Here is an 18,500-nt window from a genome sequence, read left to right as displayed (position 1 = left end):
ATGTATAGCGCATTTGGCATTGTAAACTCATCACCTCGCAACATCCTTGTAGAAGGACTTCAGGATTTTCGTCCGATCGGTGCTTTCTCTTTCCTTGGAAGATACCGTGTGATCGACTTTCCGATCTCCAATCTTAGCAACAGTGATATCGACCGGATCCAGGTATACATGGATAATAATAAGCCCCGTTCCCTGATCGAGCATGTTGGCACAGGTCGTCACTACAACATCAACTCCAAAAGCGGTCATCTGCAGCTTCTTTTTTCAGGTGCTAGATCCTGGAGAGATGTATATAATACAGATATTGCAGCTTATATTGAGAATATGGAGAGCATTGAGAAGATGCATCACCCTTACGTAGTGATCCTTCCCAATTACATGGTTTATTCACAGGATTTTGACACTCTGATCGGCAGTCATATTTCTTCAGGAGCAGATATTACCCTGCTGTATCATACCATTGACAATGCCAAGGAATCCTGTCTCCACTGCAACATCGTGAATCTGAACCGTCAGAAGGGTGTGCTTTCCATTGAGCCTAATCCTGGAACAGCAAAGAACCGTAATATTTTCATGGATACCTATATTATGAAAAAAGACCTTTTCGTCAGCCTGGTCAAAAAGGCGGCTGCCTACTCTTCCATGTTCTCTTTATTGGACATTGTAAATGCAGCATGCACAGGTCAGATTGAAGGCATGGATCTGGATGTACGTGGTATCCCTCACAAAGGCTTCTTTGCACCTATCACAGATTTCCGCAGCTATTATGATGCTAATATGGCTCTGATCAACATTAAAGAGGCCCAGAACCTTTTCGGTGAAGGATGGCCAATTTATACCCGTACCAATAACTCCTGCCCTACCCACTATATGGATGGTGCAGACATTCGCAATTCCATAGTATCCAACGGCTGTCTGATTGAGGGTACTGTAGAGAATTCCATTATTGGACGTGGTTGCGTGATCAAAAAAGGAGCTGTTATCAAAAACAGTATTATCCTTGCAGACACACTGATCGGTCAGGATGTTCATCTTGAGAATTTTGTAGTTGACAAGCATGCCAGACTGATCCGTGAAAAGGAGATCATCGCACCAGTTGGTAACCCTGGATACATCAAGCGCAGAGACACCTTATAATATGCTCTATTTTTTTCGATAATACATAAAGGACTGGATGCACTGTGGATCTCAGGTTCGTATATGACCTGAGATCCTGGATGTGCTCCAGTCCTTTTTTATTAATTGCTCGCAACTGTAAAAATACTGAACAGTTATAAGCACTCTTATTTAGTTCCGAAAATACGATCTCCCGCATCTCCCAGTCCCGGGCAGATATAAGCATTCTCATTAAGTTCACGATCAAGATGCCCAATGTATATCTGCACATCCGGATGTGCTTTGTGAAGCCTTTCCATTCCCTCCGGAGCTGCGATAATAAACATGCATTTAATATTCTTTCCACCATGCTGTTTGATAAAGTCAACAGCAGCCACTGCAGAACCGCCTGTGGCAAGCATAGGATCTACCAGAACGATCTGTCTCTGCTCAATAGGATCCGGAAGCTTGCAGTAATATTCGTGAGGCTCATGAGTCACAGGATCACGATAAAGTCCAATATGACCGATCTTTGCAGATGGGACAAGCGTTGTGATGCCATTTACCATCCCAAGGCCTGCACGAAGTACAGGTACAACTGCCAGCTTCTTGCCAGAGATCATCGGAGACTGACATGTCTCAATAGGGGTTTCAACCGTAACGTTCTCCAGAGGAAGATCACGAAGTGCTTCATATCCCATCAGGATAGCAATCTCTTCGATCAGCTTACGGAACTCATTTGTTCCTGTATTTTTATTGCGGATAATCGAAATCTTGTGTTGGATCAGCGGGTGATCCATAATAAATACGTTCTCCATTTTCTCTGTTTTACCTCCATGGTTTTATCCGGTACAGCTCCTCTTGCAGCTGTACATTGTCTTGGGAATACTGATAAAATCTTACCTCACTTTTCATATAAAGTCAATCATTGTAAAATATTGCCGTATCCTTTATAATACACACAGTTGCCGTAGGCCTGTCCGGCGGCAGACGCATCATACTTTATGAGGAGGGACAGATTGCCATACATATATTATGGCTTTTCTCTGTACCTTTATGCCCATATACAGGGCAGATAGGAGGATTTATGAAATTCAGAATCGAAGGAATCTACGATGCCAGAAAGCTTGGTATCCCCCAGATGCTTATCCTGGGACTTCAGCACATGTTCGCTATGTTTGGTGCCACTATTGTGGTACCCATTCTGGTGAATAACTACTTCCATGGAGAAGGACTTACTGTTCAGGTTACACTTTTCTGTGCCGGCTTCGGTACTCTTTTATTCCACGTTCTTACAAAGATGAAGGTTCCTGCTTTTCTTGGCTCATCTTTCGCATTTCTGGGAGGCTTTTCCACAGTTGCAGAGCTTGATAACGGTATTTTCAAAAATATGAGCTATGGTGAAAAGCTTCCTTATGCATGTGGCGGCGTAGTTGTTGCAGGTCTTCTTTACCTTGTGCTTGCACTGATCATCAAGCTGATCGGCGTTAAACGTGTTATGCGTTACCTTCCACCGGTTGTTACAGGACCAATCATCATCTGTATCGGACTTAGCCTCACTCCTTCTGCTATCAACAACGCATCCCAGAACTGGATCCTTGCATTAATCGCACTTGCCACCATTATCTTCTTTAATATCTGGGGTGTTGGAATGTTCCGTATTATCCCTATTCTGATGGGTATCATTGTTTCTTACATCGCTGCCCTGATCATGAATGCATGCGGAATGACCAATGCAGACGGAAGTGCTATTCTCAGCTTTGCAGGTGTTGCATCTGCTCCTATTGTAGGTGTACCAAAATTCTTTCTTTGCAAATTTAACCTGACCTCAATCCTTGCTATGGCACCGATTGCCATTGCTTCCATGATGGAACACGTAGGTGATATTTCAGCTATTTCTGCTACTGTAAACCGCAACTACATCGAGGATCCAGGACTTCACCGTACACTCCTTGGAGACGGTCTTGCAACTGCCCTGGCAGGCTTTGTAGGCGGTCCTGCTAATACTACTTACGGCGAGAATACCAGTGTTCTTGCGCTCAGCCGTGTGTATGATCCAAAGGTCATCCGTCTGGCAGCCATATACGCAGTGATCCTCAGTTTTATTCCAAAGGTTTCAGAGCTCATTGGCTCCCTTCCGTCTGCTATCATCGGTGGCATCAGCTTCATCCTTTACGGAATGATCTCAGCAGTGGGTATTCGTAATGTGGTAGAGAATAAGGTGGACCTGACCAAATCACGTAACCTGGTGATCACAGCAGTGATCCTTGTCTGCGGCCTTGGCTTCTCTAATGGTCTTGCCTTTACTGTTGCAGGTGCACACATCACCCTGACAGGACTTGCTCTCGCAGCAATCGCTGGTATTGCATTAAACGCCATCCTTCCTGGCAATGATTATCAGTTTGAATCTTCTAAAAAAGAAGTAATGGAAGACGACTGATCCTGAATCAGATTATAAAATAAATATTATATTATAAAAATCCCCGGAAGCAACTTTCTGGTCAGCGATATATCAGGCCAGAAAACTACTCCGGGGACTTTTTTATTGATATGATGCCAGGGATCCAGCATCTTTATATTGGTTTATAGCCTTTTACAATAAATACGCGGTAAGAAGCTTTAATGTATTCTCAGCCCCTTTTCTGTGGGAACGCTCATATCCATGGGACGCATATACTCCCGGTCCGATCAGGCCATGTTTCAGATCGTAGCCGGCCTTTAAAGCCGCATCTACATCAGACCCATAATGTGGGTACACATCAACAGCAAAATTGATCTGATGGGCTTTTGCGGCATTAACAAGGCCAGTAACCACCTGATAATCATAAGGTCCTACACTATCCTTAGCGCAGATGGAAACCATAGTCTCATCACAGCCAAGCCCTTCTCCCACGCAGCCCATATCTACAGAAATCATCTCTGTAACATCCTCTGGAATGGAAGCGCATCCGCCATGTCCTACTTCTTCATAAGACGTAATCAGCAGATATACCGTTCTTTCCGGCAATACATTCTCTTCCTTCAAATATTTTGCGAACCCCAAAAGGATAGCTGTACTGAATTTATCGTCTAGGAAGCGACTCTTGATAAATCCACTGTCTGTCACTTTGGTTCTAGGATCAAAACATACAAAATCCCCTGGCATTACACCCAGCTTTTCCACATCCTCTTTGGAATGTACCAGTTCATCCAAAATGGCCTCCATTGTGTCATAAGTACGCTTTGTATCGCTGTATTCACCATTTACATGGATAGAAGCGTCCGTCAGCTGAAATGTTGCGTCATATTGACTTCCGTTCCTTGTAAAAACTCTGCAGTTCTCTGCTTCTGCATTATTCGCATTCATTCCTCCCACATTAGTCAGCTTCAGCCTTCCATTACTTTTGATCTCTGTAACCATAGCTCCCAATGTGTCCATATGAGCTGCCAGCATAATGCTGTTATCCTTTGTTTTTCCTCCAAGATTCACCCTGACAGCGCCTTTATTGGTAAGCTCCGGGGAATATCCCATTTCTTCCAGCTCTTGCTTCACAAAGTCTGCTGCCATGTGGGTAAATCCACTTGGGCTTGGTATCGCCAGCAGTCTCTTCGCTGTCTCCATGATGTAATATGTATATCGGTTCATATCTCCTCATCCTCATCTTTCTTTATTCTGTCACAGAAAATGGCTGTCCATGATATTAGGACAGTCATTCCTCTTTCTTATGATAGAGTATAACATATTTTCCAAGCTGATATGGAGGAAATTTATAAAACCTATACTATTTTTACTGAATAAATTTTGCCAGTTTTTGATTAATGCGTGTTTGTACATCCAGATAATATGCTGCTTCTGTTGCATTTAAGTTCTTACTCTCCCATGCCTCAAAATCTTTCATTGCCTGTGCATACTTTGCTACATAATCTGCATATTCAATTACCAATGTTGGATCTGCTCCATTGGACTTTTCATACTTATCCATAAAGTCACAATATTGGTTCATAAATTCTTCATAGCTGTCCATTGCCTGCTTAAAATCAGAATGCATTCCATCCACCAGCTCTGCACTATCCTGAGAATTCGAATTATCTGCTTCTGTTTCTTGCTCAGTTTCAATCGTAACATCTGACGCTTGCTCAGGTGCTGAAGTTACCTGATCTGTTGTATCAGTAGCATGTGTTTCGCTGGCTTTATTAAGTTCAATGGTCATTACATTATTTCCCACATAAGTCAGAGATAAACTATTTCCAGCTGCATCATCTGCTGTATAATATCTATCCCCCTTCTCATAATCAACAGAAAATCCTTTTTCTGCGCATTGGTCCTCATAAGTACCAAAATCATCAATGGAAGTTTCGCCAACATAAATATAGCAGCCTGTTGTATCATCTCTGGTCACCTTACCAATAGTCGATGCGGGCATTGGAATCAAACCTGCAATTTCACTCTTAGGCCAATTCAGATTTCCCATTTCGATTGGTGCAGATAATTCTATTAGCATTGTATCATCATAAAGATGTAACTCCACTTCATATCCATTTTCATCAAATGCAGTAAAATCATTTCCTGATGTATTAATGTCTACTGTATAACCCATATCCTGACATTGTTCAATATATTTTTTGTAATCACTTCCCTTAACCTTATTCACTTCCAGTTTGAAGCCATCACTACTGTTACTGATGATCTCTCCTGTTTTTGATTTTGGTTTAGGTAATTGATCACATAACTGTATTTCCTCCCAATCAAATTTCTCTTCTTTTAAGTTATTTAATTTTGTATATCCCCCGATTGCAACCACAAGAATTAATACAAAAAACCAAAAATGCTTATAAAAGGGTTTCTTATTCCGTGCCCCGCATGATGGGCAAATCTTTGCCTTTTTGGGAATTGGTGTATTACAATTCCTACATAATACCATTTTTTGTTTCTTAGACATATTCCGTTCCTCCCTTTGATTACTTAAAATTATTACTTTTCATTAGTAAAGCGGGCATTCGCAATCCGCTTCGCTACTTGCTCATGAACGCAGTCGCTTCGCGATCTGCGTTCAAAATACGTTTTTTTTTCTATTTCAAATTCTTCCTGGGTCAGAATGTTGTCGTCCAGCAGACTTTTTAGTTCTCGCAATAAATCTACCCTGCTTTTTGTCTCACTGTTTCGGCCTGTCATATCTTGAACATTTTTTACTATCGTATTGCCAAATGCAACTCCTGCCCCCAATCCAGCCAGACCTCCTTCCTGTTTCACTGCATCTCTCATAGCCCTGGCGGTTTGATATTGCATAAAAGAGTCCATATCATTTTTTGTAATCCCAATTCCAGATTGTTCATCTATCAATTTTTCAACCGTTTCTGGAAGAGAAATGCTTTCAATAATTACGTTATTAAATAGAATTCCGGTTTCTTTCATCTGCTCGTTTAGCTTGTCCTGCATATCAGACGCTAATTTCCGATAGTCTGCCGCTAATTCTAAAACAGATACCTCAGCCTTGCCAATTGTATCTGCAAATATTTCTGTTACCATTGAAGACAAATATTCAATAATATCAAAGGTCATCACAATTCCTCTTGTTCCAAATATTTCTTTCATAAAAAGTGATACATCTTTGATCTTGAATGCAAACTTTCCAGTGGCTCTAATTCGAGCAACCTGAAAATCCTTATCTCTTTTCAAAATTGGTGTTTTTGTGATCCATTTATTATCAATAAACTGACGTGTACTAACAAAATACACATCTGCGATCACTGGTGATACAAACAAATAAGGAAAGGCTTTCAATTTTGTTAATACCGGAAAATTCTCTGTATTTAATGAATATGTCCCTGGTGTAAGAATATCTGCCAGCTTACCACCTTTTAGGAATACAGCGCACTGACTTTCCCTTACAATCACCTTCGATCCTTGCTTTAATTCATTATTTCCACTTTCCCGATTGAATTTCATGACCAAAAGCTTATTGCTTTCATCCTCATATTCGATCACATCCAGAAACTGATCTTTTATAGTATCCCAAAATCCCATAGTTTCCCCCTATTATTGTAAAAGCAAATCAAATTCGTCTCTGAAAGATCCTGTCGCTATGCGTACAATATCTATAATCCACCCTATACCCAGTACCCCTCCAGTACATAAATAAAGAACTCCAGTTCCTGCTTTTCCAACATAAAACCTATGTACTCCAAGCCCTCCCAGGAATATGCATAGCAGCAATGCTGTCGTTTTATTTTTCTGGCTGATTCCATATGTTATTTCATTTTCTGGTGATTTTTCAGAGCAAACAGATTCCTGTATGTTCTCCTTCTCCCTGTATCCACAATAGCTGCACATGTCTTCCTCCATAGCAGCACCACATACCGGGCATTTTTTCTCCATGTCAATTCCTTCTTTCCAATTAAAATCCCGTTAAACCATACGCACATTTGTTAATAAAAGATACTTTGCGTAGTTTATTTTATAATATCACTCATTGCATTCTCGTGCAATTATTTTTCATCAATCCTGTCTACAATATTTCAAAGAGGTGCAATTATGAAAAATGCAGAAAGTATTGATCGAATTATTCAAGTAAAAGATATTAACATTGGAAAAAATATATCTGTACTGCGCAAGGCAATGAAAATCAAGCAGACTGACATGGTTGCCAGACTTCAAATATATGGCTTAGATATCTCCATCTATTCTTATAACCGTATTGAGAAAGGTACCCAAAATCCTACTGTGTCTTTTCTGTTGGCCTGCTGTCAGATACTGAATTGCGATGTAAATACATTATTTGATTTCCATCCTATTATTTAATAATTTTTTATCATCATGTACACAGTTAAGCAGCCTGTCGAATCTGCTTAACTGTGTTTTTTCTTTATTATCTTATCTGCACGCTCCGATATTTTTATACTGTTATTTTCTTTTCAATATAATTCAGTAGATCTTTTGTCTGCATAATTGCAAACCGTACCTTATCATAATCCAACAACTTATCTGCCTCAAAAATTTCTTTGGCATATTCACATATACATCTTACCTTGTTAAGTTTCTGAATCATTCCAGACTCCATTCCAAATTCCTTTCTCCTTTCGCATATTTTTATATTTGTCATCAAATTGTCTTCATCCCATTCCTCACCATTGCCCCATTTAATTAGCATTTTCATCGCCTCCTTCATTACCTGTTCCGTATCATATATTGCATATCGAAGTTGCCCTAACTGAAGCTGCTGATATGCTTCATCAAGCCTTTTTCTCAATTGATCTATATCGCTTATATAATTATAATTTTCATTTCTTCTTGAGCTAACACGATTTTTCAATAAACTAATCTGCTCCAAATAAGTTTTATCATTGCTTTCTTCTGGCATTGGCGGCATGCCATTTTCAGCTATCCACATAATAAATTCGTTTTGTTGCTGTAATTTTAAAATCTCATTTCTATTTTTCCGAATTTTTAAGTACATCCACTTATCTCGCTTATCTTCGGTCATTCGTAAAATCTGTTTGATACACTTTAAATCCCATCCCATTTCTTTATACATCATAAGTTCCCATAATTTCCTTAATGCCATCTGATCATACATACGATAATTATTTTTCGTTCTTTTCACTTTAATCACTCCCTCATTGTCATAATACTGAAGTGTTCTCCTGCTTACGCCAGCCAGTCTGCTTACTTCACTTACTTTTTTCATTACGGCCTTTCCTTTCTCCGCATCAAAAACATACTCTATCACGTTGACGTGACAGCAATACATTTTTTCGGAACATGTACACTTTGGTTACATAAAAGGCCTTGTATTTTTCGCGAATTATAAATCTATATTGCTTAATCTTTTCTTCATAGCAAATTTCCTAAAACAATCCCACATCATCCACGGGATTGTTTTCCCCTGTGTTCATGCACAGATCAACCGTGATTATGAAAATTCATCTATTCCTTCTTCAAAAGCCATCCGGCGGAAAAAGCAGGAGCCTACACAGCCGGTAATCCTTCTTCCGCCACCAAAAGAAGTGTTTGAAGACTGTACTTTTAAAAAGACGGCAAGAACAATCACAAAACAACTGGTAAGTATCCGAATGGTACTGGATGTAAAAGAATACCATGCTGATGTTTATTATAACAGTCAGACAGGGGAACGCATACACGCTGCATTTCCAGATGGCATTATTGATGATGTGAATTATGATGGCAGCTTTCGTACCAGGGGATCCATGGCCATGATATTACCTTTTATAATTATGGAGAGGATCACCAGGAATGCCTTGCCCATGTGCTGCGTTACCTGAAAGACAGCATGGATAATGAACCAGACCGCACCTAGAACAAAGAGATGCGTTCACTAGTACAGGAGATGATCCATTTCCGAAACGAATGCCAACCATTTCAGGAGCCGGATCCGGTAAAGGTATCTGAATTCAAAAAAAGATACCGTGAGATACTGGAAACAGCCAGGACGGAATACGTAAATGTTCCGGCAAACAATTATTACAGGGATGGGTATAATTTATTCCTGAGAATGGAGAAATATATGCAGAATCATCTACTGTTCCTGCATGATTCCCGAGTACCTGCCACTAATAATGAAGCCGAAAGACTTTTGAAAAACTATAAGCGGAAACAGGCGCAGGCTGTGACATTCAGAAGTTTCGAAAGTATCGATTATCTCTGCCAATGCATGAGCATGCTTGTTTTGATGTGGCTGAAAGAACCAGCAAATATATTTGAGAGACAGAGTGTCCTGGATATTTGGATAAGAAAACCGATGGCTTTGATTGTTATTAGTCTACAATAAAACACAAAAATAACCGCCCGGTCTGAAACCAAGTGGTTATCTTTGATATCTTAATAATATTTTTTTGAGAGTATGAAACTTTTTCTGTAAAATAATGTTTATAAGGTTCTTCTATGATACAATAAATATCATTAGGAGGGCCTTTTATTATGGCAAGACAAAAGAAACCTGTACATCGTGTACAAATGACAGAAGGAAAACGAAACATCATCCATCAGCTCCTGGAAGAGTACGATATCCAATCTGCAGAAGACATTCAGGATGCGCTCAAGGATCTTTTAGGCGGCACCATTAAGGAAATGATGGAAGCTGAAATGGATGATCATCTTGGTTACGAAAAATCCGAACGCTCAGATAATGATGATTATCGCAATGGTTATAAGCGGAAACAGGTCAACAGCCGGTATGGCTCGATGGAAATCGAAGTGCCACAGGATCGCAAATCAACGTTTGAACCACAGGTTGTGAAAAAACGTCAGAAAGATATTTCCGATATTGATCAGAAGATTATTTCCATGTATGCCAAAGGAATGACTACCCGGCAGATTTCCGAAACCATCGAAGATATTTATGGCTTTGAAACTTCTGAAAGCTTTATTTCTGATGTGACTGATAAGATCCTGCCACAGATCGAAGACTGGCAGAACCGGCCGCTGGACGAGGTCTATCCCATTCTCTACATTGATGCAATCCATTATTCTGTAAGGGATAATGGCGTGATCCGAAAGCTTGCTGCTTACGTGACTCTGGGAATCAACACGGAAGGAAAAAAAGAAGTTTTAACCATCAGTGTTGGCGATAACGAAAGCGCAAAATACTGGCTTTCCGTTATGAATGAACTGAAAAATCGTGGTGTCAAAGATGTATTAATCATCTGTGCCGATGGTTTAACCGGAATCAAAGAAGCGATCGCAGCAGCTTTTCCAAAGACGGAATACCAGCGCTGTATTGTACACCAGGTAAGAAACACGTTGAAATATGTCCCGGATAAAGACAGAAAAGCCTTCGCTACGGATCTGAAAACCATTTATCAGGCCACAGATGAAAAGAAAGCTCTGGCAGCCTTAGAGCGTGTAACAGAAAAATGGACACCGAAATATCCGAATTCCATGAAGCGCTGGAAGGATAATTGGGACGCAATCTCGCCGATCTTTAAATTTTCAACGACGGTCAGAACGGTGATTTATACTACAAATGCTATTGAATCCCTGAATTCTACCTACCGGAAACTGAATCGCCAGAGAAGCGTATTTCCAAGCGATACAGCTCTATTAAAGGCACTGTATCTTGCCACATTTGAAGCTACGAAGAAATGGACCAGTACGATCCGCAACTGGGCACAGGTGTATGGTGAACTGAGTATTATGTACGAAGGACGCCTCCCAGAGTAACGAATAAACAGGCGAATAAGATGGGCGGAAAACCGCCTGCACTTGACATGCCATTCTACTTTTTGAAGTTTTGACATATCCAATCCATGCCGGATCATCATCAGAATATCCCATTTTTAATTCTATGTACATTAAATTGTTAATCATTCTTATTCTCTCCTGATTCCAAATTTTGCAACATCTCAACAAACTGGAAGCTGTAAACCTGATTGTCCCTAAATTAACTGTGGCATACCATTGATAAACATATGCCATGCCTGTCATTTTTCGCACTAAGTTTCCATCCGTGCATTTCAACGATTTCTTTTGAGAGGGCAAGCCCTATTCCGCTGTTTCCGTTTTGTCCCGTATGAAAACGTTCAAACATATGGGAAAAATCCTCTGTGCTAAGTTCCCCTCCATCGTTCCAGATGGAAAGGACTTGATTTTTCCACGATATTTCGATTTGACTACACGCATATTTTACGGAATTAGTTATCAGGTTAGCAACAGCGTGTTCCAGCTTCTCCGGGTCTCCGTTGACATATCCTTCGTCCAGTTCTAACGATACTGAAAGGTTTCGCCTGTTCACAATTCCTTCAAGCGGCATCAAAATATCTTGAACCAGTGATGCCATTTCTATTGGTTCACACTTTAATGGTTCCGTACCGCTTTCCATTTTTGATAAATACAGGATATCCTCAATAAGTTTACTCATACGCTCCGTCTGAGACACTATCATTCTGCCCGCTTGAGAATAATCGGTAATGACTCCCATTTCAATCTCCTCCGCATATCCGCAAATTGCCATAAGCGGGGTTTTTAATTCGTGAGATGTATTTTCAAAAAAGGTCTTCTGAGCTTTGTCATTTTGTTCAAGTTTTTTCCCGAGAAAATATCCAATGGCAGCACCGAGAGCGGCAATGACAAAAGCATCCAGCAAAACACCAAAACTGATTTCTTTTACGAGTTCTGGTTCGCCGGTAACATCCACATAAGCAAGTAATCTCTCATTGCTGTCTTCGTAATACTCTGTTCTGGCTTTCATATAATAAGTTGCTTCGTTAATTTTTGCCCTTTGCATTTCATCAGACGGGTGTTTTTCATACCAGTCAACAAGTTTCTTCTCTTTGGGTGTCAGAATCTGATATATGTCATCCCTGTTTTCTGAATCTGCCCCCATATATACAAGTGAGGCATAATATAAAGAGCCCGTATCATTTTCAGATTCGTAATTCAAATATTCGTCTGAATCCAAAGTAAAAACGTTTTTAATTGCATTCTCAGCTCTCAGCTCTATTTTTTTATTAAAAACTATGTTCAGAATCAGCAGGCTCAAAAGCATGGCTGCCATAACGGCGGAACCTGTAAGTGTGGCAATTTTATAACGTGTCTTATTCATTACAATCCTCCAGTTTATAGCCATAGCCCCAGACAGCACTAATGCGAACTTTGCTGCCTGCGGTCTTCATTTTCTGCCTGACTCTTCTTACTGTCTCATCGACAACTCTGGTTTCTATCTCCGTAGAATCTATTCCCCATACTTTGTCGAGAATTTCATTCCGGGGGATTGCCGTTCCACCATGTTCCATAAGACATCCCAGGAGCGAAAATTCTGTCATAGTCAGACCAATATCATGCTCTTTCACAATGGCATTATGCTTCTCCCATGAAAAACACACATCACCAAAGGAAATATCTGCCTTTACCGGTATATTCATTTCAACTCTTCGGAACAACGCATTTACCCGGACAACAAGAAGTGACGGCGAAAATGGCTTAATCAGATAGTCATCCCCTCCATACATAAATCCCTTCATATGGTCAGACTCTGAATCCTTTGCCGTCAAAATAATAATAGGAACTGATGATATTGTCCTTAGCTTTTTACATATGGAAAGACCGTCTGAACCCGGCATCATAATATCAAGAATAACAAGATCACAGGGCTTCTCCTGAAAAGCAGAAAAGAGTGTATCACCATTCTTGTATGCTGTTACCTCATATCCGGCATTGGATAAAAATTCTGTGAGTATTTCTCGTATATCCTGTTCATCATCTGCCAAATAGATTTTTTTTGCCATATCTTTAATCCCACATGAGGGGAGTCCCTCAGAAATTCTGTGAGATTCCCCATATTATATCTTTCAAAATCAGTATATCTGTATTTTAGTTCCACTCTGCTTTCGCTTCAAGAGCGATTGCCTGTGCCTCCAAAGCATCAATCTCATCTGAATACTTCGCATAGCGAGAAGCAAATTCCTCTTCAGAGAGGTTATCAGAGCCGTTATAAATATTGTCATAGATTGCATCAATTTTATTGTAAATACTGTTAAGCTGATTGACTTCATCTTCGCTCAAATTTCCATAGTATCCCTCATACCAACCCGCTTTCTTTTCAAGCGTTTCAATCTGTGCGTTCAGTGATGTAATCTCGTCATCATACTTTACATAGCGGGCTTCGATCTCATCGTCTGAAAGATCATCGTCCGTCCACACTTCCGCATCAATTTCTTCGATTCTTTCATATGCTTTCTGAAGCTGTTCTGCTTCCTCTGCGGTGAGCTTGCCTGTATCGTACAGAGCATTATACTCATCCTCGGAATATTCATATTCCTCGTTGTCGATCCACCCGGCTTTTTTATCAAGCTCCTCAAGGCGATCCATGAGGGTATCGGTTTCATCCTGATACTGATCATATCTGGCATAGATATCTTCATCAGAAAGACCATCTGCATCTTTCATTACCTCTTTGTCGATAGCGTCAAGTCGGTCATAAATGGAGTTAAACTCTTCAATCTCCTTCTGAGTGAGAGAACCATAATCTACATTTGTTTGTGTTACCTCTGATGTAGTCACTGTCTCCTCCAGTGTCTCCTTCTGGGCAGCCATGGCAGGAATACCTGCGGATGTAGTCATTGCTGCTGCAAGTGCTATTACCATTCCTCTTTTGAATAATCTGTTCATCATTTTAGTTCCTCCTGATTTTTTATTTACCGGTTGTTCGGTATGGCTAAAGTATAGCTCAGGCAAATGTAAAAATATCCTTAGAACAGTCATGAAAATGTCAAGAAAGTGTAACAGCACAAGATTTCCTATAAACCATATTTACTCTCGCCTCTTAAGGGTTACAATCTTTTTTCAAATACCCACAATTTTTCTAAATCTGCAATTCCGATTTACCTTCACCTTATTTTACCATAGTGCTTTCTAAAGTGCTATTCTAATATATACAAAAGTGTAAAAGAGCGATTTCTTCTCTCACACTCACACATATACCATGTTTTTCAATATAATCTCTTCTGCACTAACTTTTATATTATTCATTAACCCAACCCACTTCATCTGATCCTGTACCTTTAATTCTTCAGTTACACCCTTTTTTTCTGCCATCTGTTTCATAAGCATTTCCACCTGTTCTCTGGCTTCCTGATCTGTCTGGTTCAGATGTTCATTCAGTTTTCCAGTCAATAACAGATACTGATACCTTGCTGATCTGTGTTCTTTTAAGAACTGCTTTCGTAACATTCCATATTTTCCATATGTCGGTTCTGCTTCGTTCAAAACCAGATCCGGCAAATAGTAATCTCCATGCAACGTATAACTCATTCCGTTTTTCTCATCATAAATCTGTTTTTTCATAACATTAAATCTCCAATCCTCTATATTTTGTTTTGTTCTCTTTATGCTGTTGATTTTCCATCTGCCTCTTTTGAGTAGCCCATTCCAGCTGTTTCAGAACGCTTCCCTTTGGTATTTGTTCCATTCGACGCTGCTCTTCCAATTCCTTTTGTTCTTTAATATCCTGCTGCACTACATCCTCTACAACTTCTGTTCCCAGAATACGCACCACTCTGTCATATCTGTCCGAAGTCTCCTGTAAACGTTGATTATCATTTAATAATTCCCCATTTTCTTTACGTACTAACTGCGTTTGGATATCATCACATTTCTCCGTAGATTTTTGATATTTGTTTTTCCAGCTTTCTACCATTTTGTTAAGTTCTACAACCTTTCCAGCTAATGCAGCAATCTGATTCTTCATCTTGATAAACAATGGCTTGATTTTATTTTCTCTGTAAGGTACTGCACGTTCAAATGTTCCTGTCTCCGGTAAAAACGTCTTAATCATTCCATATTCTTTTATTTCCTTACTGACATTATCCATAATTGGCTGTAGCACATTCCGACGATCTTCCAGACTTTTTAGTTCTTTTTCTGCGTCCTCTGCCCTTTGTTCTGCTTCTTGCTTCTCCCTAATTGCCTGTTCCTTATCGTCTTTTAAAATCTGGATATCTGCTCTGGATTCCGCAATTTGTGCTGTCAGTTCTTCGTTTTCTGCAGTTAGATACTCTTTCTCCTGCTCCAGCTCCTGTACTTCCTTTTTTCGTTCTTTCTTCTTGAAGTTATAAACATCCAAATGTTCCTCATGAGTACCTTTCTGTTCCCATTCAATACCATGCTGTTTTGCAATCTCTGCCAGGACCTTTTTTTCATGGTTCATCCACTGGTTCAACTCTGTATCATGCTTATTTCCACCTTGAAATCCAAGACTTTTTAATGCCTGTTTCAACGAAACTCTGGTATCCATTCCTTTTCCTTTCCAATCAGTCACATAAGGAATAAAATCAATATGTAAATGTGGGGTAGCTTCATCCTGATGTAGATAACAACCAAATACCCGTAACGTTGGATTCCGTTTCTGGAAGTCCTTTACATATTCATCCAGTACTTTTACAGCCAGATCTCCTTCTGCTGTTCCGACAGCCACATCTTCTCGATTTCCAATCTGGAAAATCGCTTCGTGGAACAACTTCTCTTGTTTTCCCTGCCGGATTTATCATAGTAATTTGTAATCTGCCGATCCTTTCTTTTCCCAAGGTTGTATCTCTCCACAGCATCATCAAATAACTCTTTATAGACTTCCTTCAGATTTTCATTCTGGTAACAAATATTTAACTGCACTCTACCCGGATCAACATTTTCTGCGAAAAACTCTCTCCTGTTATGGGCCAAAGAACCTTTCCCTATCATACCGCTAATTGTTCGTTTTATCATAATGTTTCTCACCTCTTTTCTGAGTAAGTGCCAGATAGCACATAATTTTTATTTACGCCAGTCATGGCGATATTAAGAAACTTTCGCCGAATACAGTAATTTAGGAACCTTCTCGAGCATTAGTAGTTCGAGAAGTATCGGGGACAAGCCCCTCTTTTGTTACTTTTGTCAAAAGTAACGCAAAAGCACTTTCGACAGCCGTTCCGTCCATCAAAAGTACCCTTGCGCCCTCCGGGGGTATAAGACGTCCAGGGGACGTCTGTTCTGCACCGACCGAATCGGAGCGAAGACCTAAATAATATCATAACAGTATCACAGCCAGATTTTCATGAGCTGTCAACTTTCCGGTTGCAGATTCCCACCTTGACTGTTATAATCGAAACATGGGTGCTATCATAACGGTAGGCGGTTAGTCCTTCAGCAGAGGGACTGTGACCCTCTGATTACATAGAAACTCGAAAGAGAATCCACTGGAAAGGAGGGCTAAGCCAATGAGTATTGTGGACTTTATTGCAGTCGTGAGCTTCGGCATCACCTGCTTTTGTGCCGGATACGCATTCGGCAAAGATAATAACAAGACACAAAAATAACCGCCCCAGCCTCGCAAACTGAACGGTTATTTTTAATCAATTAAGTATGTGAACTAACCGTCTATCGGTAGCACTCTTTTTCTATAATCATATTAGCACGCATGTGTGAAAATGTCAAAAATTTTCTTCATTCTTGGTTATTAATCTCCTTGATCAACTGTACTGCCTTCTCTGCATCATCGGTTTTCACAAATATATCCACACCATATATTCCAAATCCTGGTGCCCCGTGCATTGCAACATTCGCACCTGCTTCCTGAGAAAAAGCTGCTATTCCATTTTGCTTTAACATTTCTACAAGTTGTTCTGTATCTACTATATTCTGTGCATTATAAATTTTTGTCCATTCTGCCTTAGATAGAGAAGTTTCCTTTTTCTCCTGAACATTTGACGAATTCTGGTTTCTTTTTCGATTAATAAATGTCAAGAGCCTAAGAGCAATAAACGCCACAATAGTAATACCAATCAGAAATCCCAATGCTAATCGTGTTACCTGTGTTTCTGTAGCTCCCATTCTAAATAAACATATGCCATAGATGACTGTAAAAATTCCTGCACATATCACACTGGTGAGAAAATCTCGCCATATAGTAGCACTTTTTGGCAAACATTTATCCCATATTCCATTATACACCATAATAGAGGCATACAGGATTCCTCCTACTAAAGCAGTTGCTGTCTCTCCTAAAACCAAGCGAATATCCACCGTTAATAACATCTGAATAATAATCGCTAACACACTAATCACAAACATTGATGCAAATGCAAGATTTCCAGCCTTTAATGCTTTTTGTTTCACCCATTCTTCATACACCGCAACTTTGTCCAATGTTTCTTTCATCTCTTTATTCATAGTCTGGCTCCTTTCTCCATCCAGGAGCTCTCTCATCTCAACATCGTAATACTCAGCAAGTTGAACAAGTATACTGAGATCTGGCATATTTATTCCTGTCTCCCATCTGGAAACTGTTCTTGCAGATACTCCAAACTTTTCAGCAAGCTGCTCTTGTGTAAGATTCTTTTCTTTACGACATTGCTTTAAAAAAGCTCCAATCTTTTTTGTATCCATGTCTCTACCTCTCTTCCACTTACAGCTTACCAATATATACCAAAATTACCACGACATAAAACGAGAATCCGCTAATTTTCAACCGGACATCGTATGTCTAAAACAAATAAACGGTATTTTCACCCCAAAAGCATTCTATTCCTCTATAAATTAACCTTCTCTTTTATGTCTATCCATAAGCAGCAGAATAAACATAACAAACCATATCACCCATGCAATTAAACAACCTATTCCCGGATACCAAATGCCTATAATCATTCCAGCAATAAAAGGAATTGACATAAACATCATTCTTTTCCCATATACCTTACACATAGCATTTTCATCATATTTCTTTCGTTCTTCTACCGATTTCATATTATAACCAGACAAGAATTTAGATGCTTGTCCTTTTGACCTATAAAACCATATTCCAAATAAAAACATAATCACTGCCATTGCAAAGTCAAAAACAATATAGAACATATAATGCTTCCTTTCAGTCGATTCCAAAAACTTGAATTTACTTTAATAAATATTTTTCAAACGCTTTATGATTATCAAAGTGGACTTC

Annotated in this window: 18 protein-coding genes and 1 pseudogene; 5 read left to right on the top strand and 14 right to left on the bottom strand. The window is 39.7% G+C overall.

What is annotated here, in order from left to right:
• The gene (glgD, locus tag G5B11_RS14270; RefSeq protein ID WP_173728810.1) at nt 1–1,137 is read left to right on the top strand and encodes a glucose-1-phosphate adenylyltransferase subunit GlgD; all 1,137 of its coding nucleotides are present in this window, start codon (nt 1–3) and stop codon (nt 1,135–1,137) included.
• A 146-nt stretch (nt 1,138–1,283) separates the two neighbouring features.
• On the opposite strand, the gene upp is transcribed toward glgD, so the two are convergent.
• A complete protein-coding gene (gene upp, locus G5B11_RS14265) occupies nt 1,284–1,913 on the bottom strand; it encodes a uracil phosphoribosyltransferase (RefSeq protein ID WP_173728808.1) in 630 nt (209 codons plus the stop codon).
• A 269-nt stretch (nt 1,914–2,182) separates the two neighbouring features.
• Between upp and G5B11_RS14260 the strand changes: the two genes are divergently transcribed.
• Nucleotides 2,183–3,535: a uracil-xanthine permease family protein gene (locus G5B11_RS14260; RefSeq protein WP_173728806.1), complete on the top strand. Its 1,353-nt coding sequence runs from the start codon at nt 2,183–2,185 to the stop codon at nt 3,533–3,535.
• A gap of 153 nt (nt 3,536–3,688) precedes the next feature.
• On the opposite strand, the gene G5B11_RS14255 is transcribed toward G5B11_RS14260, so the two are convergent.
• The 4 genes from G5B11_RS14255 to G5B11_RS14240 all read right to left on the bottom strand — a co-directional run bounded on the left by G5B11_RS14255 (nt 3,689) and on the right by G5B11_RS14240 (nt 7,450).
• On the bottom strand, nt 3,689–4,720 hold the full coding sequence (locus G5B11_RS14255) for a M42 family metallopeptidase (protein WP_158421932.1): 1,032 nt from the start codon (nt 4,718–4,720) through the stop codon (nt 3,689–3,691).
• Nucleotides 4,721–4,862: 142 nt separating this feature from the next.
• Nucleotides 4,863–6,014, bottom strand: coding sequence for a zinc ribbon domain-containing protein (locus G5B11_RS14250; protein ID WP_173728805.1), 1,152 nt, complete (start codon nt 6,012–6,014; stop codon nt 4,863–4,865).
• A 32-nt stretch (nt 6,015–6,046) separates the two neighbouring features.
• Nucleotides 6,047–7,099 carry an SPFH domain-containing protein gene (locus G5B11_RS14245; RefSeq protein WP_173728802.1) on the bottom strand — a complete coding sequence of 351 codons (1,053 nt, stop codon included), beginning with the start codon at nt 7,097–7,099 and terminating at the stop codon, nt 6,047–6,049.
• Nucleotides 7,100–7,111: 12 nt separating this feature from the next.
• Entirely contained in the window at nt 7,112–7,450 is a 339-nt protein-coding gene (locus tag G5B11_RS14240) for a TM2 domain-containing protein (protein WP_244093025.1), read from the bottom strand.
• Between the two features lie 156 nt (nt 7,451–7,606).
• Between G5B11_RS14240 and G5B11_RS14235 the strand changes: the two genes are divergently transcribed.
• Entirely contained in the window at nt 7,607–7,873 is a 267-nt protein-coding gene (locus tag G5B11_RS14235) for a helix-turn-helix domain-containing protein (protein WP_173728800.1), read from the top strand.
• 94 nt (nt 7,874–7,967) lie between these two features.
• Here G5B11_RS14235 and G5B11_RS14230 read toward each other — a convergent pair whose 3' ends face one another.
• Nucleotides 7,968–8,759 carry a MerR family transcriptional regulator gene (locus G5B11_RS14230; RefSeq protein ID WP_173728799.1) on the bottom strand — a complete coding sequence of 264 codons (792 nt, stop codon included), beginning with the start codon at nt 8,757–8,759 and terminating at the stop codon, nt 7,968–7,970.
• Between the two features lie 208 nt (nt 8,760–8,967).
• Here G5B11_RS14230 and G5B11_RS19775 point away from each other — a divergent pair.
• Together G5B11_RS19775 and G5B11_RS14215 are read left to right on the top strand one after the other, a co-directional pair.
• Nucleotides 8,968–9,860: pseudogene (locus G5B11_RS19775) on the top strand (IS66 family transposase); the annotation flags it as partial.
• A gap of 149 nt (nt 9,861–10,009) precedes the next feature.
• A complete protein-coding gene (locus tag G5B11_RS14215) occupies nt 10,010–11,251 on the top strand; it encodes an IS256 family transposase (RefSeq protein WP_173728795.1) in 1,242 nt (413 codons plus the stop codon).
• A 220-nt stretch (nt 11,252–11,471) separates the two neighbouring features.
• On the opposite strand, the gene G5B11_RS14210 is transcribed toward G5B11_RS14215, so the two are convergent.
• The 8 genes from G5B11_RS14210 to G5B11_RS14180 all read right to left on the bottom strand — a co-directional run bounded on the left by G5B11_RS14210 (nt 11,472) and on the right by G5B11_RS14180 (nt 18,412).
• On the bottom strand, nt 11,472–12,632 hold the full coding sequence (locus tag G5B11_RS14210) for a sensor histidine kinase (RefSeq protein ID WP_173728792.1): 1,161 nt from the start codon (nt 12,630–12,632) through the stop codon (nt 11,472–11,474).
• Complete coding sequence (locus G5B11_RS14205) at nt 12,625–13,314, bottom strand: response regulator transcription factor (protein WP_019163079.1); 690 nt, start codon at nt 13,312–13,314, stop codon at nt 12,625–12,627. Before G5B11_RS14205 ends, G5B11_RS14210 begins: the two co-directional genes overlap by 8 nt.
• 85 nt (nt 13,315–13,399) lie before the next feature.
• Nucleotides 13,400–14,200, bottom strand: coding sequence for a hypothetical protein (locus G5B11_RS14200; RefSeq protein WP_173728790.1), 801 nt, complete (start codon nt 14,198–14,200; stop codon nt 13,400–13,402).
• Nucleotides 14,201–14,497: 297 nt separating this feature from the next.
• Nucleotides 14,498–14,872, bottom strand: coding sequence for a TnpV protein (locus tag G5B11_RS14195; protein ID WP_173728788.1), 375 nt, complete (start codon nt 14,870–14,872; stop codon nt 14,498–14,500).
• A gap of 4 nt (nt 14,873–14,876) precedes the next feature.
• Nucleotides 14,877–16,001 (bottom strand): plasmid recombination protein, encoded by a 1,125-nt coding sequence (locus G5B11_RS14190; protein ID WP_330603143.1) that lies wholly within the window; start codon nt 15,999–16,001, stop codon nt 14,877–14,879.
• On the bottom strand, nt 15,965–16,288 hold the full coding sequence (locus G5B11_RS19475) for a hypothetical protein (protein ID WP_288219182.1): 324 nt from the start codon (nt 16,286–16,288) through the stop codon (nt 15,965–15,967). The genes G5B11_RS14190 and G5B11_RS19475 overlap by 37 nt, the downstream gene beginning before the upstream one ends.
• A 717-nt stretch (nt 16,289–17,005) precedes the next feature.
• Nucleotides 17,006–17,947 carry a helix-turn-helix domain-containing protein gene (locus G5B11_RS14185; RefSeq protein WP_173728786.1) on the bottom strand — a complete coding sequence of 314 codons (942 nt, stop codon included), beginning with the start codon at nt 17,945–17,947 and terminating at the stop codon, nt 17,006–17,008.
• A 150-nt stretch (nt 17,948–18,097) separates the two neighbouring features.
• On the bottom strand, nt 18,098–18,412 hold the full coding sequence (locus tag G5B11_RS14180; RefSeq protein WP_173728784.1) for a DUF3784 domain-containing protein: 315 nt from the start codon (nt 18,410–18,412) through the stop codon (nt 18,098–18,100).
• Nucleotides 18,413–18,500 lie beyond the last annotated feature (88 nt).

The organism is Blautia glucerasea (assembly GCF_013304385.1).
Lineage (GTDB): Bacteria > Bacillota > Clostridia > Lachnospirales > Lachnospiraceae > Blautia_A > Blautia_A ammoniilytica.
The sequence above is the reverse complement of the archived record's forward strand: the minus strand, read 5'-3'. Positions and strand labels throughout refer to the sequence as shown.